The organism is Haloarcula sp. Atlit-120R, assembly GCF_003665885.1.
Lineage (GTDB): Archaea > Halobacteriota > Halobacteria > Halobacteriales > Haloarculaceae > Haloarcula > Haloarcula taiwanensis.
The window spans coordinates 545,177-558,954 of sequence record NZ_QPLN01000003.1 but is presented as its reverse complement, the minus strand read 5'-3'; the positions used below and the strand labels follow the sequence as shown (position 1 = coordinate 558,954).

Sequence of the window (13,778 nt, the reverse complement as noted above, 5' to 3'; positions counted from 1 at the left end):
CCGAGCTCCTCGCGATGGATATGGCAACCGCCGAAGGACTACTTGAGAAACGCTACGTCGGCCTCGATCTGCTGGAGAACAGCGACCACAAAGCCGCGACGGGTGGCGTCACACCCGTTGTGGTGGAATCATCGCCCTAACCCTGTGACACACACCGAATAGGACGAGCATCGGCACTGACCCGACGCTGTTGGACGCGGTGGCACGTGCCCTGCCGCCGCTGACGCCGCTGTCTGCCAGCTGCAGGAACCGGAAGCGATCCCCTGTTTCTAGGAGTGTAGTGAGTGGTCGTAACACGAACGGAGCGACCAGAGCAGTTCAGTCGTTCACAACGGGTGTGACGGCAAGTTTCAGCCATTCGTCTTTGGTGGGGTTCGTATCTTCGAAAGCCTCGACCAGCAATTGGGTGAGAGCTGATATATTTTCGAGTGAAACTACGGTTCCGCGTAGCTAACCAACACAACCGACAAGTTCCCGGGGAGTGTTGGTTAGTACATGTCTAACCACTCTCACGCCAGAACCGCACTCGAAGAACTCCAGGCCATCGACCGAGACACACTCCCAGCAGAACTGACTGAGGTATACGAGCGAGCACTCGAAGATATCGAGGCGCTCTGTACGAATCTCGAGACAGCGGCCGAACCTGACGACCAACCTACAGAGCAACCTGACACTCCAGAGGAGTGGGACGAAGACGAGTGGGACGACAAGCTCGATGCGGCTCGCGAGAAAGCAGCGATCCCGCCAACAAAGGGAACTCTCACGACCAAAACCATCGATGGACGTGACTACTACTACCTCCAGTGGCGAGAAGGCGACACGGTCACGAGCCAATATGTAGGACCCGTTGATCCAGCCTGACCCACGATTGGGACCACACACACCCCCCGTTTCGAGTGTTTTTCTCCGAGCGACCGTCTCCCCGGCAGAAGAGCGGTTCCATCCGAGTTACATATAAAGCCAGTCCGAATCACCCCCCGTTTCGGGTGTTTATCCTAGGAGTTAGCAGCTTACTACTACTACTAACGTTACCTAGTAGAAAAGAATATATATAACGTTTAAATCAGCTGCACTAGTCCACCCCCATTTCCAGATCGGTCAGATCTATGTTTCCCCTTCAGCAGGCTGCTATCGGTGGAACTAACGCCCTCTGATTCAGCGGGTTCTGTGGAAACGGGTGAGTCCGGCAGAACACTCGAAACGGGGGGTGTGTGTGGAACCGATTGTCTGACCACTGGAACGTGTCACAGAACCACTCTCACGAAATCTGTTTCATAGAAAAACGACTGTATCACTCGGTCAGTAAGTGTGCAAATCTAACATCTCAGTTAGTTCTGAAGAATCGCGCTGCAGTACAACAGGAGATTATCCCACAGGACAACAGGCTACTCTGTATCTGCAAAAATCGGCATACTATTTCGGGCAGCTGCAGAACTTTGGTACAGTTCGTCCGGAGTAGTCTTCTGAGGGATATCATCTCGGTCGCTGACACCTGCATAATTATCAGATATTGGGGCCATACCGGATGCAACTCCTACTAATACACTACTTCCGCCTTTCTTGGGATCAAATCCTTTCATTTCGGAGATGACTTCCAGCTCTGTAGCCTCCTTCGCCGCACTATCCAGATCCTGCAGAAAAGTTTCTACATCAGGATCATCTCTATTTTCAATATTATACTTATATGAGAGTTCGATATCTATAATCACCTGAACTGCCCGATCAATATATTGAATTTCGTCTTCAGATAGATCCTTTTCTTCTTGCAGTCGCTCTATCGCTTCAGAGAATAATAGAGAGGTTCCCTTACTTGATACACTGCTTAAAATCGCCTTGATTAGCACTGATTCGACACCAGACATGTCTGTCACCTCGTAACGGTCCTTTTATATTATTTGTGTGTCCTGAGCAGCATCGGTAGATACCCTCTCTGTCTGGTTCCTCGACATAGAACACTCACAGATGACCGGTAGGAGGCTGGGAAAATTCCGACGATACACTGTAATTCCCACCCGGTCTGAACGCTGAGTTTCGCTGGAGAATCCTGCCGCTCAGTGATGTCCCACTCAACCCCTCAGGGACAATCCGAAGCGCCACTGTAGACTCACCAGCACCGCCCACTCGGCCAAAACCGAAAGAACACTCGAAATGGGGGGTGGCGAACATTCATTGTCTCAACACAAACAGACAACCGCCCATAACACCCGATACAGCCCCTCTATATGATGGTTACACTCGAAACAGGGGGTGGAACGGCGCACGACCCACTGGAACAGGAGAAACACTCGAAACACTCGAACTAGGGATTTATTATCGATTGGTCTGAGAATACATCCAGCATGGATTCCCCGTTCGACGAGCCTGGGAAAATCTTCGCCGACAAGCGGCCCCTCGACGAAGACTACACTCCCGAGACGATTCTGTGCCGGGAGGACGAAGTCAGTCGCTATTCTGAAGCCCTGCAGGACGTCATCGAAGGGTTCGGACCGAACAACGTCTTCATTTACGGGCAGACGGGCAACGGCAAGACTGTCGTCACGAAGAAAATGATGGAGTTCCTCCGTGCCGAAGCCGCCCAGCACGATGTCCCGGTCACGATACTCGAAATCAACTGCAACAAGGACGACAGTATCTTCAACGTCCTCATCTCGCTCGTTAACCAACTCCGTCCCCCGGACGATCAGGTCCCTGAACAGGGGCCCACGAAGGGCTTCCTCTGGTCGACACTGTACGACGAGCTCGACGACCTCGAGGGCGACGTCGTTGTTGTCCTGGACGAGATCGATATGCTCGGCGCGGACAACGACAAACTCCTGTATGAATTCCCCCGGGCCCGCAAGATGGGCTCACTGGAGGACACCCGCGTCGGCGTCATCGGCATCTCGAACAACCACATGTTCAAAGACTCGCTGGACCCGCGGGTCAAGAGCACGCTCTGTGAGTACGAGATTTTCTTTTCACCGTATGATGCCACAGAACTCTCCGATATCCTCCAGCACTACGCCGATCTCGTGTTCCGGGATGGGATTATCGACGAGGGCGTGATCCAACTGTGCGCTGCCCGGGCCGCCCAGGAACAGGGCGACGCTCGCGAGGCGCTTGACCTGCTCGAAACGGCTGGGAATATCGCACGCAAACAGGATGCTGAGCAGGTCACCAAAGCTCACGTCGAAGAGGCTGGCAGCCGCGTCGAGGAACAGCGCGTCCTCACTATCGTTCGCGAACAGCTCACCTCGCAGATGAAACTCGCGTTGCTCGCGACGGCCTTCCTCAACATCGACGACGAAGCTTCCCCCCGTGCGAAGAACATCTACCAGGTCTACGAAAACATCTGTCAGGTGTGTGGCTACGAACCCCGCTCGAAGCGGCGGGTCAACGACTTCCTTGACTCGATTCGCCTCTATGGCTTGCTCGAACGCGATGAGCGGAACCTCGGTCGGGCTGGCGGCCGGTCGTACATCCATACGCTGGAGGTTTCACCGGAACTTGTTTTTGAGGGGCTCAAAGAGGACCAGGACGGGTCTGAATCGACACTGGAGCGCTACGACCTCGTTCCCGATCCCGATGAGGCTCAGCAGGCCCGCCTGATGTCCTACGTCTGAAATCCTTCTGCTAAGGACCTTCTAAACTCGTGACAGGCTTCAGCAACTCCGGTCAATACAGAGCACATAGCTCACGCGGCATTCCAGAGTCAACTGGGGATTATTGGCTCTGTTGAAACCCTCAGAGACTGATAGGTACTGGTTGCTGAATATAGAGTGTCCATTCATCAGCCTCTTTGATAGCTATCAGAAAAGTTGCAGAGAGTTGGAAGAAAGTTTGGACGAACTCTGGAGGAATCTCGAAAAATCGTCTTAGTACCCCTCTTCGTGGTAAATTCTGGAGGCCGAGAACGCCTTCGAACCACAATGACCGAACGCGAAAAACCCACACGGCGACAAGTTCTTCGAACAGGAGCAGCCATCGGCGTTGCAGGTGTTGGGCTGTCTCTAACCGGATCAACGGCAGCGAACCCAGGCAAAGGAGATGAAAACGGGGAGGGGAAAGAGTTCGGACGCGTCTACGCGAACGACGAGCTCTGGCGGACGAACGTCGTGAAAGTCCTCGACGACCGTCCCGACCCCGAGGACAAAATCTACTTCTTGCATGATGGGAGCGGGCCGATTGTGGCTAACGACGATGCGAGCGAGGACCAACTCTCACCGTTCGTCTCCGAGTCAGCACCCGGTGACCGAGACTGGAACGGTGGTCAATGGACGCACTTTTCGGCAGAAGTGACCGATATTGAAGCGTTCAACGACGACGCACCGCTGCGGACCGACGGCGAGATCTTAGATAAGGACTACATTGCTGTCAGTCTCGGTCGCCCTAGCTTCGGCCCACCCAACTACTTCATCTGCCCGCTGAACGGTCGCGCATAGCGACTCTCCGCGTAGTCGCTATCTCTGACTACGCGCGTTGTATCTTGCGCTCCCTGAATTAATCTATCCAGTAACTGCCAGATCCGGCGTGCGAGATACAGAGCGTGTATGCAGCATCATGAACCCGTGTAGGTAGACACGACGTTCAGATCCATCCGGTAAGAGCCTCCTGTGAATCCGAGAGCACTCGCCGAAAGCATATACACCGACACACGAAGCTGAATATATGCCCTCCCGCCGCAGCTATCTCACTGGACTCGCCACCGCTGGTGTAGTGGGTTTTGCCGGCTGTTCCGACGGATCCGACCGGGTGACGGGGACCGTATTCAGGAAAAGCGTTCACGCCGCCCATTCCACCCAACAGGAGGACACTGATTGGACGCTGATTGCGTTCATGGCCGGTGGTGTCCACGACCAAACGGTACTGATCAAGTACGACCCGACGTATCTGACCGTCGACACAGACGCCGTCGAGATGACGCTCACGGACGAACAGCAGAAGCTGTTGGAACGCGATTTCGGTGGCGTCGAGCTTTCGTTCGCTGTCGTTCCGGAAGGTGCCGATGGGGGACCGGTTCGCCAGGCACGTCGACCCGCTTTCAACGAAGTGCGTGTCGGTGGTGAGGCCACGGTGAGCGCGTTCACCGGTGACGACGGAGCGCGGTATCACCGACTCCACGAAACCGGTCCACGGCCGGCGGAGCTTTCGATTTCGCAACTCACTCGGATCCGGACCGACGAGGCTTCACAGTAGACCACGCTCTACTGCGTTCACGTCGCTCGGGCGCCACGTGACAAACGACAATCGACCGACTCGCGCCCTGTATTCAGCACGACTGCTGAAACCTATCATCTGCTGAGGGTTTCAACAGAGCCGGATTATTCTTTCTCGAGGGGAAGTGTCTCCTGCCCGGCTACCCGAACTGTCTCGCCGAGGAAACCAGGACGGGACGCTTGGACTGTAAACGCGCAATGCAACCGCTCAGGAAGCTGTGCTGCTCCCGGGTCAAATACGGCGGGAATTTGAATCGTCCCCTGTGTGTGGACGTTTCGGAGTTCGACGGTGGTCTGGCGGACAGAGCTTTGTATCTCGTAGTAGGTGGAGAACTCTTCCCATTGACCCGGTGGTGCAACCCGCATTTCGTGATTGATACGCCCTTCATATGCCGTCGGTGGCCAAATACGAAATCGGAACCAATCGGGTTGGTACCCGTCATACGGTGGACTGGACGCGATGCCACCGATAGTTGAGTTGAATGTGAGGTGCATCTGGGGACGCTGGCCGTCGCTCTGTATGATCCGGTCAACCTCAACCGCTGCGTATCCGATCCCATCCTCGTCATCTTCTCTCGGTGGATACTCCCACAAAACACGCGGGTCGGCGTCAGTCTCGACTGTCGTTTCAGCATCAAGCTGTGTTGGCGTGGTCCCGGGAAGCTGTCCGCTACAACCACTGAGGGCGCTGGTGGCTATTGTCCCAAAGCTTGCAAGGGTCTGCCGTCGAGTGGGATAGCTGCCGGTATCGAAGAATGTGGAGGGCATCGGGCCTCGCTACTGCCGCAACGGTCAAACATCCTCTGCTATTGAACAGGTTTTCACCCATGAACAGACAAACGGAGACGCCGCCTCAGCCACCGTCTAGGAGGCTGCTGACGAAGAAACGACAAGAGATAGGTGACGGTTTCGTCGCACATCTAGAGCCGTGGTGGGCGTCGACGTCACCAGTGAACAAGCCATATCACGAGGACACTCCGTACTCTAGGGCACCGGCCGGCCATCCATCACACGTCCTGCTGGGTTCAGTCTATGACTCCGGGCTGCTGGATATCCCGCCGGACGAATACGCCGAACTCGGATATCTCGACTACCAGGAGGTCCTCGACGAGCTGGGGCTCTCGCGATGGCGGCCCATCCTCGAGGCGTTCTGTAGCGATTGCCACGAGGGAACTACCCCATCGCATGTTACCGACTCTGGTCTGTCTTACTCGGACCACTCAGGGGTTCGCATCGGGCCGCCATCGGCGAATCACGACACCGCTCAGGCCTCGATCACCTAGACTGTCACCGACGACTAAACGGCCGCTTCCCGCAAAAGGGGCTGGGTAGCTCTGGTGAATTACTCAAACAGTGATACATCTCAGTAGCGATGCTGAATACAGGGCGCGAATCGGTCACGGCCTCAATAGTCCGATTCCTCCAAAACTACTTTTCAACAGGAAAGAACAATCGAATATGGTTCCCATGAAGACGGCGGTGAGTCTCTGATGGATTTGCTGACCGCGTACAATGACCACCTCATCCGCGCTGGGCTCTACTTGCTCATTTTCTGGCCCACCGTCGGGTACTATGTCTACTCAGATGCAGAGAAACGAGGGCTCAAGAATCCGCAACTACGCGGTATCTTGCTGGGATTCTTGGGCATATTGGGACTCCTGATCCACTTAGGAATGATTCAGAAGCAGGACTGACCAGTACGTCGCCCGCAGAAAATCGTCCGCTGAACTCATCCTCTATATCCAGCACGTACTTTTTATCACAGTCTGAAGGGTTCAACAGAACCTAACTGCCTGATATCCTCTCTTTCAGGCGACTCCGAAGTGGTTTCATTGGTTCCTTGACCTGCTCTTCAACCGCATCAGCCTGCTTTGCCTGTCCTTTCCACCAGTGCTTCTTTCCAACTATGACACACTCTCCTGTTCCCATCCGTGTCAGCTCACCGGCGGTGATCGGACGGCGATCTTCGGTCCGTATGGTGTGACTCTGTGTCGTCTGGTATGATCCGCTGCTCTTGTTTTTCGACCGCGAGCGTGACTGCGATACTGTCTGTTCTCGCTCTTTCCCGATTTCTGATTGGATGTACCGCGTCGTCTGGTCATCACCCGGTTGGAAGTACAGGCCCTGTGGGCAGTTTCCTAACACTCCTGCCGACTCCTTCCCATAGACGGACTCGAACTGGCCGACTGTCTGTGCCCCGATCATGACTCGTGCATCCTCACTTCGCCCCCGGGCTGCAAGGCCTGGTAACCCTTCTATCGGTGGAAGAGAGTCGATCTCGTCCAAGATGAAGTTCGTTGGTGTTGCCGAGGACCGCGCAATCCGAATCGTCCAATCCAGCATCACTTGATACATCGGAGCCGCTTTCCTCGCCATCGGTCCAGAGCGAATCAACAACACTCGGCCGTTGGGATTTTCGACATACTCTCGAATCGAAAAATCACCGTCAGTCTTGAATTGACCAGTAAATACATCCTCGACATTTTGTGTGAGTTCTGTATAGACGCTCTCTGGGCCGCCGTCATCTCCTGGCCTAATTTTCTGCGCTTCAGTCCCCAGGTCATCGTACTTATTCAGCAGTCTATGTATCTCGTCTTTGGGCTCGTGGACCAGATCGTAGATATCATCATGGCCGAGTTGGTCAATCGCATCTTGCCTTTCAGCTTCGCGATGGAGATATTTCAGACAGGCAGTAAACACGCTCTTTGCCTTGCGATGGAACGGATTCCTGCCATCAGGCTCTCCGAACACAGAGTTGGCTACCTCTTGATAATCCTCCTCTTTTTCAACATCTTGAAAGAGGCTCCAGCGGACATCCGTCTCTTCCACCCCGACTCGGAGCACCTCAAATCCACGTTCTCGATAGAATTGTTCGAAGTCCGTGCCGGATTCGTGTACGATGACTGCCGTCTCTTCATCGTGGGGATATTGTTGTGCAAGGAGTTGCATCCCGGTTGTCTTGCCACTCCCGGTCTCACCGAGGACCGCTGTCGAAATATCTTGCCGAAGTCTTGGTAGTATTGAGATATCGTCTCTGTCTGTATATTCATCTGACGTGGTCGTTATCTCTTCCATTGGAACGACAAACTCGTCGGACTCTCTGATGTACTTGGGTTCTTTCAGATCAAAGATGTTGTCGCCCCAGCGTCGGGTGAGTGGTAGGGCCGCTATCGCAACGCTGAATGCAGCATATGTCCCCAAAAAGAGGAAATCAGGAATGCCCGCGAAACCGACGCCAGAGATGGACGCCCCGGCAACCTCGCCAAGGAATACCAGCGGGGCCATCACGTGTGCAAATAGCATCACAAGGATCGGCCAGACTTCTCCTTGCAATAACGCACCGGCGAAGACGACACTCCCTAGCAGCGCATAACAGGGGTAGACCCACCACCAGAGCCGGAACCGGCGTAATTTCGGCTGGTCCCATTCGACATACCACCATGGAATCAGCAACCGTGGCAGCACCTTTGTAAACAGAACATCGATAGCTATCTCCCCAGGACTCTCCTGCCGTTTGCTAGTCCCAGTCCCAGTCCTAGTCTCAGATGTCATCGTAGTCCTCCTGCGCTCGAGTCACTTCGCGCTCTTCCTCCGCTGTTATACTCCGTTCTTGAACGCGTTCCCTGCTTCTGAGCCGTGTGCGTTCCCGAAACTGCTCTCGTGCCCGTTCTCGAAGGGCGGTTAGGTCGTCTGTCTCCATGTGTAGATCTCGCTTTTTGCCGATTGCTGCAGCGTGGGCGTGTGACTTCCCTGATTCTGGACGAGCGTGGACTCCATAGACGTACTCGACAGAGGGTTTCTCTGTTTTCCACTCGTTCAGTGTCGACCGAGTACACTGGTCAATTTCTGCTGCAGTGTAGCCCGCATCCGGATCAGGCGCAATGATGAACTGGCGCTGCATATCCGCCGTCTCGGACCGGCCGACGAACGCTTCAATTTCTTTTTCGCTCAGCTTGCGGCCAGTCGAATCTCGAATCTCGACTGTCCGCTCTGCATCTTCACTGATGTAGGTGATGAGATTGCCGGCGCTCCCTGTCTGGAAGTCCGATTTTACGATCATTCGAAATCCCAATCCCGGTCATCAGATTCTGCTGCAGCACTGTCAGTAGTCTCAGATGACGTGGTACTCTGTGTCCGGGCGCTCTCGATATCTCCGTCAAGTGCATCCATGTCTTCTCGGAGCCGTTCAGTGCCAACATCGAGGGCGTGCTGTCGGCGCGGGTCGTCATACTCGTCTTTGACGAGTTCCCAGACCGCTATCGAGTAGACGCCTGATTTTGCGACGAGGTCTTCAAGCCCCTCTGTCGCGTCACTGACCTCATCACGTGCCTCGGCGACGAGTTCCTGAATGCGTTGTTCAGCCCGGTGTTCACGAGCCTGTTCTTCGACAGCTTCGCCGTGGATGTGTTGATCGAGAACCTGTGCGATGTAGGTTGATGCAGAGACATCTTCAGCCTCGGCTCGCCGCTCGATTTCACGCGCCACCTCGGCGTCAACGTAGGTGGTGAGCTGCTCATTTCGTCCCATCGCGTTACCAGTTCCTGTCCTCTCGGAGGCTGTGGGTTTGACCGATGGGCAAGTTAAAGGTCTGCTGCACACCTCTTCTATTCGCTCTTAGTCTGGCGATTTTGCGTGCAGTAGAAAGGGGTAGTGCTGCAGATCGTGCAGTACGAGAATACAGTCCTTGGAGGGTTGTAATCCGTGGTCGATTCCACCGCATAATCCCGACTTTTGACCCTGATATAAAAAGCGTAATTAGACCACGGTGAAAGTGAACGACTCCTCGAGTGCGATGACTACTTACCCTCGGCTTCCGCCACCGGCACCGACCTGGACACCGGTCTCGGGCGTGTCGCCAGTGTACCAGGAATCGTCGACACAGGAGTCATCGAGCACAGAGATCCGCCACTCGCCGGGTCGCTCCATCTTGATGAGGAACTGAACCTCCGTATCTGGGTCGCCGTCCTCGTCCAGGAGGCCACACATCTCGAGTTCGTCTTTTGGAAGCGTTACCAGTCCAGAGCCGCTGCGGACAGAGAGCTTGTTAATGCTTGGCATTGTAGTTCACGGCCATCGCCAGTGGATAGCCACACTCCTGCTGTTCGGTGGAGACTAGGGTAAAAACCACTCCCATTTTGACACCAATTCGTTGACACCTGTCAAAATGGGCTGGTGCTTTACTAGCCGTGCCAGCCGATACCGTGCTATGGTGACATCCGTCTCCTGCCTGAATTGTGGCGAACCGGTCGATGCACAGTATGCACGCGTGTTTGGGAACGATGACGACGAGGTCCATGCCTGTCGGAACTGTGCGACACAGGGCGCTATCGCGAACGGCGCCGCCGTCGACGCCGATCGAGACGGAACGCCGCTGGTGCACCGTCCCGACGTCGACGAGCCCGTCGAAGCTATCTTCCACGAGACAGAATCCGAGGAAGACACCGAGGACCACGTCACGCTCGAGGAACTCCGCGAGCAGTCGGCCACCACACAGACGAGCTCACGCACCGACCATCACGACGACGAGGCGTTTGCTGCCTTGATCGCCGAATAGTCTTCAACTCGCTTCCCGGCCCTTCGACAGATTCTGGGCCACTGTCGCATCGTTTCAGTGATGAGAGATGCGTGCAGCGACGATGATCTCGCCCGCTGCCCGCTCAAAGAGGAGTTCATACCCCTCAGCCGTCTCTCGCAGCGGGCTGTCTGGGAACGATCCGTCCGGATATGGGCTCGACAGCGACTCGACAATCTCCGGTTCATCGCCACCGATATCGATGACCCCACTTCCGGGTGCGAGAACACGCAGTTCATGGACGGCGCCGTCGACTGCGGTATACTCTTCGACGATCGTGGGCTCCCCGGCCTCATCGGTCGCGACCTGGACGGCATCATCGCTCTCGTCGTCAGCAGCGGACTCGGGAACACTCAGCCGGAACTGGAACTCCGGTGTCTCGTGTGGATAGCCCAGGTCAGTGAACTGGAACTCGGAAAACCGACTTTCGGTGTAGCAGAGGCCATAGCCCGGTGGCCGGGACGCGAAGAGATTCTGATCTTGCTCGAGGCCTCGGAACGGCTTGGGTGTCTCTGCCTTCGTCGTTCGATTCGGGCGCTCGCGATTACTCAGCTCGACCCAGTAATCAAATTCTTTGAGCCAGTGATTGTGGACGTCTTCTTCGTGATGGACTGCGCCGACGAGCGACACCCCGGCCGACCGCATTTCCTTCGCGGTGTCAGACATGATCTCGACACATTCGTAGGTCCAATGGCCTGCCTCGCCACCACTCGTGGATTCGGGGGCGAGCATTCCGAATTCATCGAGATAGACGGTCATCCAATTCCGGTCACCATCGCTGTCAACCCGCGTTCCGCGGAAGGTCCGGGCGGCAAGGAACCCAAACCACCAGTGTACAACCGGCGTCGGCTTGTCTTCGCCCTGCGGCGTGAACTTCGGCTGTTCGGTCGTTGTATCCGGAATGGCCATTGCTCTTTCACAGCCCCGGAACAACGGGTCGGGATAGACCACATTGAACGTTCCTTTCGGATGGTCCTGGAGCTGCTCGATGAGATCGAACACGTCAGTGTAGTAGCGCACCGCCCGGACCAGCTCCGCTGGAGTGGGCGCGTCGCGGTCGACAGCCTCCATCCAGCGGCCGTCGACATCGACCCCTTCTGGTAACCAGAGCGTTGTCCAGTCGCGGAGTCGACGCCAGTCTGAACTTTGCTGACGACCGTTGCGGACGATTCGCTCGCCGTTGTGTTCCATCTGGTACGTGGCAAACTGGTCGATAGCAGTGGACTTTCCGGAGCCTTTCGGGGCCTCAATAAGCGTGAGACTGGCTTTCGGGCTGGTGACGGTATCTGGCCCATCAGCTGCATCTTCGATATGGATGAGCATGTCCGGATAGACACCAGAAAGGGCTGCCCCCGTTCGTCGATAGAAGGCGTCGGGATCGAAGGCGGGAATATTGAAGCGCTGTCGGATTTCGTGGGCATCAGATGGGTATTGACTCGGCGCTGGTCGACCGATGACGATGGGCTGGCCTTGTTGTGTTCGAACAGTGTAGCCGTCGCCGTCAGGGTCTTCGCCTATCAACATCAGTGGGTGTGCAGCTGTGGCTGGCTGGTACCGAAAGTTGCCTCGTGGCATTCTATTGCGGGCCCTCTCTCATCGGCGAGTGCCTTGCAGTAGTGCTCGAAGTTGGCTGCCGGCTCGTTCTTGTGGGCAGAGGCCGCAGTGCTGAGAGCCACAGTGGTCATCGCAGAATAGTTAACAGGCGACTAGAATAAATCCGTGGGCTCTCGTGCACGCGCTCGTCTGTGTGACGAACGTCGAGCGCGTACGCCGTGGACTTCACCGACATACCTTCGGTAGCAACTCGCGCGGATCTGCCCGCTGCCACAGCCCGTTGACCCGACTGTGAGCAGTAGTCAGAACCGGATATATACGAACCCTGTCAGGTACGGTCGATGGTGGCAGAAAGGGGAGATATTGGCTGGGTAGTGACATTGACGACACTGTTGTGACGTTTTTGCGGTGAGCGGTACGCGCGCGTTTCCGGAACTGGAACGGAAGGGGGGACCCCCCAACCGACAGTCTGTGTCTGTTGACTGACCTGCCGCGTCCCCTCACAGTACCCGTCGTGAGTACTACATATCAGAACGAGAGTATAGTTCTACCTGGGATGGTCTCAGCCCCAGTCATGCGGTGCCGGAATCTACTAGGATGTTCAACCGCTATCGTCTGGTACTGATGTTCATGTCGAGCCACCACTCTGCAGACCACTCACAATGCTGGGAACGCACGCGTCGCAATCGCATTGGAGAGAGTATTGATGAGTGAGTCACGACTAAGCGATGGCGAGGGCGCTGGGGCGCTGGAGGAGTGGGTTGAACTGACGGCAACTGAGCGACGCATCCTCGTCGAGATCAGTAAGATGGAACAGGAGGACTGGGCGATGTGGGGTGGAGCAGTGATTGATGCGGTGGGCGAACAGCACCTTTCGGTGTCAGACAAACAGGTGTATCGCGTCCTTAGCAAGCTGGTTGACCGGGGGTGGCTGGTCGATTTGATACCGGACAAGCGGACGAGCCGATACGCACTCACGCCAGCTGGGCGGGACGTGCTTGAGACAGGCCATGCAGAGCTGACGGCAGCTGTCGACGAACTCCCGGATGAACTGCTGAGTGAGCGTCGGAAGTAGCCTTTACCGACCACGCTTGCGTCACCCGTTCCTCCTGGACCTTCGAACCTGCAACTACTATCTGATGAGAGGTCTCACCGCTATCGGCTTGTCGTAGCACCCAAATGCTGATTTTGACAGACTGACAACGCTGGCAACAAGGATGTCACGTCAAGTCCGGCTCGAGGACGATGTCTACGAACGGATCAAGGCACACAAGCGTGACGACGAGTCGTTCAGTGACGCCGTGGCGCGGCTCATCGGTGGCCGGTCGCTCAGTGATCTACGCGGCGTGTTCGACGAGGAGCAGGTAGCTGAGATACAGGACGCCATCGAGCAGGCTGATCAGGACGACCGCGATGAGGTCCGGGATATCGCGGAACGATTCGACTGATGAGTTTGT

At 55.8% G+C, this 13,778-nt stretch carries 14 protein-coding genes; 8 read left to right on the top strand and 6 right to left on the bottom strand.

Annotation, left to right across the window (positions count from 1 at the left end; translation table 11 throughout):
* The first annotated feature begins 495 nt into the window (after positions 1-495).
* Positions 496-861, top strand: coding sequence for a hypothetical protein (locus tag DVK01_RS14515; protein WP_121537303.1), 366 nt, complete (start codon positions 496-498; stop codon positions 859-861).
* A gap of 524 nt (positions 862-1,385) precedes the next feature.
* Here the strand turns inward: DVK01_RS14515 and DVK01_RS14510 are convergent.
* Positions 1,386-1,862, bottom strand: a complete 477-nt coding sequence (locus DVK01_RS14510) for a hypothetical protein (RefSeq protein WP_121537301.1) — start codon at positions 1,860-1,862, stop codon at positions 1,386-1,388.
* Between the two features lie 477 nt (positions 1,863-2,339).
* Here DVK01_RS14510 and DVK01_RS14505 point away from each other — a divergent pair, with 477 nt between their 5' ends.
* The 4 genes from DVK01_RS14505 to DVK01_RS14485 all read left to right on the top strand — a co-directional run bounded on the left by DVK01_RS14505 (position 2,340) and on the right by DVK01_RS14485 (position 6,478).
* Positions 2,340-3,602, top strand: coding sequence for a Cdc6/Cdc18 family protein (locus DVK01_RS14505; RefSeq protein WP_121537299.1), 1,263 nt, complete (start codon positions 2,340-2,342; stop codon positions 3,600-3,602).
* A 306-nt stretch (positions 3,603-3,908) separates the two neighbouring features.
* A complete protein-coding gene (locus DVK01_RS14500; RefSeq protein ID WP_121537297.1) occupies positions 3,909-4,421 on the top strand; it encodes a hypothetical protein in 513 nt (170 codons plus the stop codon).
* Between the two features lie 226 nt (positions 4,422-4,647).
* On the top strand, positions 4,648-5,175 hold the full coding sequence (locus DVK01_RS14495) for a hypothetical protein (RefSeq protein ID WP_121537295.1): 528 nt from the start codon (positions 4,648-4,650) through the stop codon (positions 5,173-5,175).
* A 970-nt stretch (positions 5,176-6,145) separates the two neighbouring features.
* Positions 6,146-6,478 carry a hypothetical protein gene (locus tag DVK01_RS14485; protein ID WP_233562785.1) on the top strand — a complete coding sequence of 111 codons (333 nt, stop codon included), beginning with the start codon at positions 6,146-6,148 and terminating at the stop codon, positions 6,476-6,478.
* A gap of 502 nt (positions 6,479-6,980) precedes the next feature.
* On the opposite strand, the gene DVK01_RS14475 is transcribed toward DVK01_RS14485, so the two are convergent.
* From DVK01_RS14475 to DVK01_RS14460, 4 genes are all read right to left on the bottom strand, one after another.
* The gene (locus DVK01_RS14475; protein ID WP_121537289.1) at positions 6,981-8,747 is read right to left on the bottom strand and encodes a type IV secretion system DNA-binding domain-containing protein; all 1,767 of its coding nucleotides are present in this window, start codon (positions 8,745-8,747) and stop codon (positions 6,981-6,983) included.
* Positions 8,737-9,255, bottom strand: a complete 519-nt coding sequence (locus DVK01_RS14470) for a hypothetical protein (protein ID WP_121537287.1) — start codon at positions 9,253-9,255, stop codon at positions 8,737-8,739. The genes DVK01_RS14475 and DVK01_RS14470 overlap by 11 nt, the downstream gene beginning before the upstream one ends.
* Positions 9,252-9,722 carry a hypothetical protein gene (locus DVK01_RS14465; RefSeq protein ID WP_121537285.1) on the bottom strand — a complete coding sequence of 157 codons (471 nt, stop codon included), beginning with the start codon at positions 9,720-9,722 and terminating at the stop codon, positions 9,252-9,254. Before DVK01_RS14465 ends, DVK01_RS14470 begins: the two co-directional genes overlap by 4 nt.
* A 273-nt stretch (positions 9,723-9,995) precedes the next feature.
* Complete coding sequence (locus DVK01_RS14460; RefSeq protein WP_121537283.1) at positions 9,996-10,253, bottom strand: hypothetical protein; 258 nt, start codon at positions 10,251-10,253, stop codon at positions 9,996-9,998.
* 148 nt (positions 10,254-10,401) lie between these two features.
* Here DVK01_RS14460 and DVK01_RS14455 point away from each other — a divergent pair, with 148 nt between their 5' ends.
* The gene (locus tag DVK01_RS14455; RefSeq protein ID WP_121537281.1) at positions 10,402-10,749 is read left to right on the top strand and encodes a hypothetical protein; all 348 of its coding nucleotides are present in this window, start codon (positions 10,402-10,404) and stop codon (positions 10,747-10,749) included.
* A gap of 54 nt (positions 10,750-10,803) precedes the next feature.
* On the opposite strand, the gene DVK01_RS14450 is transcribed toward DVK01_RS14455, so the two are convergent.
* Positions 10,804-12,291 (bottom strand): hypothetical protein, encoded by a 1,488-nt coding sequence (locus DVK01_RS14450; protein WP_233562784.1) that lies wholly within the window; start codon positions 12,289-12,291, stop codon positions 10,804-10,806.
* Between the two features lie 736 nt (positions 12,292-13,027).
* On the opposite strand from DVK01_RS14450, the gene DVK01_RS14445 reads away from it, so the two are divergent.
* The gene (locus DVK01_RS14445; protein WP_121537277.1) at positions 13,028-13,396 is read left to right on the top strand and encodes a helix-turn-helix transcriptional regulator; all 369 of its coding nucleotides are present in this window, start codon (positions 13,028-13,030) and stop codon (positions 13,394-13,396) included.
* A gap of 142 nt (positions 13,397-13,538) precedes the next feature.
* A complete protein-coding gene (locus DVK01_RS14440) occupies positions 13,539-13,769 on the top strand; it encodes an antitoxin VapB family protein (protein WP_121537275.1) in 231 nt (76 codons plus the stop codon).
* The last annotated feature ends 9 nt before the right edge of the window (positions 13,770-13,778 follow it).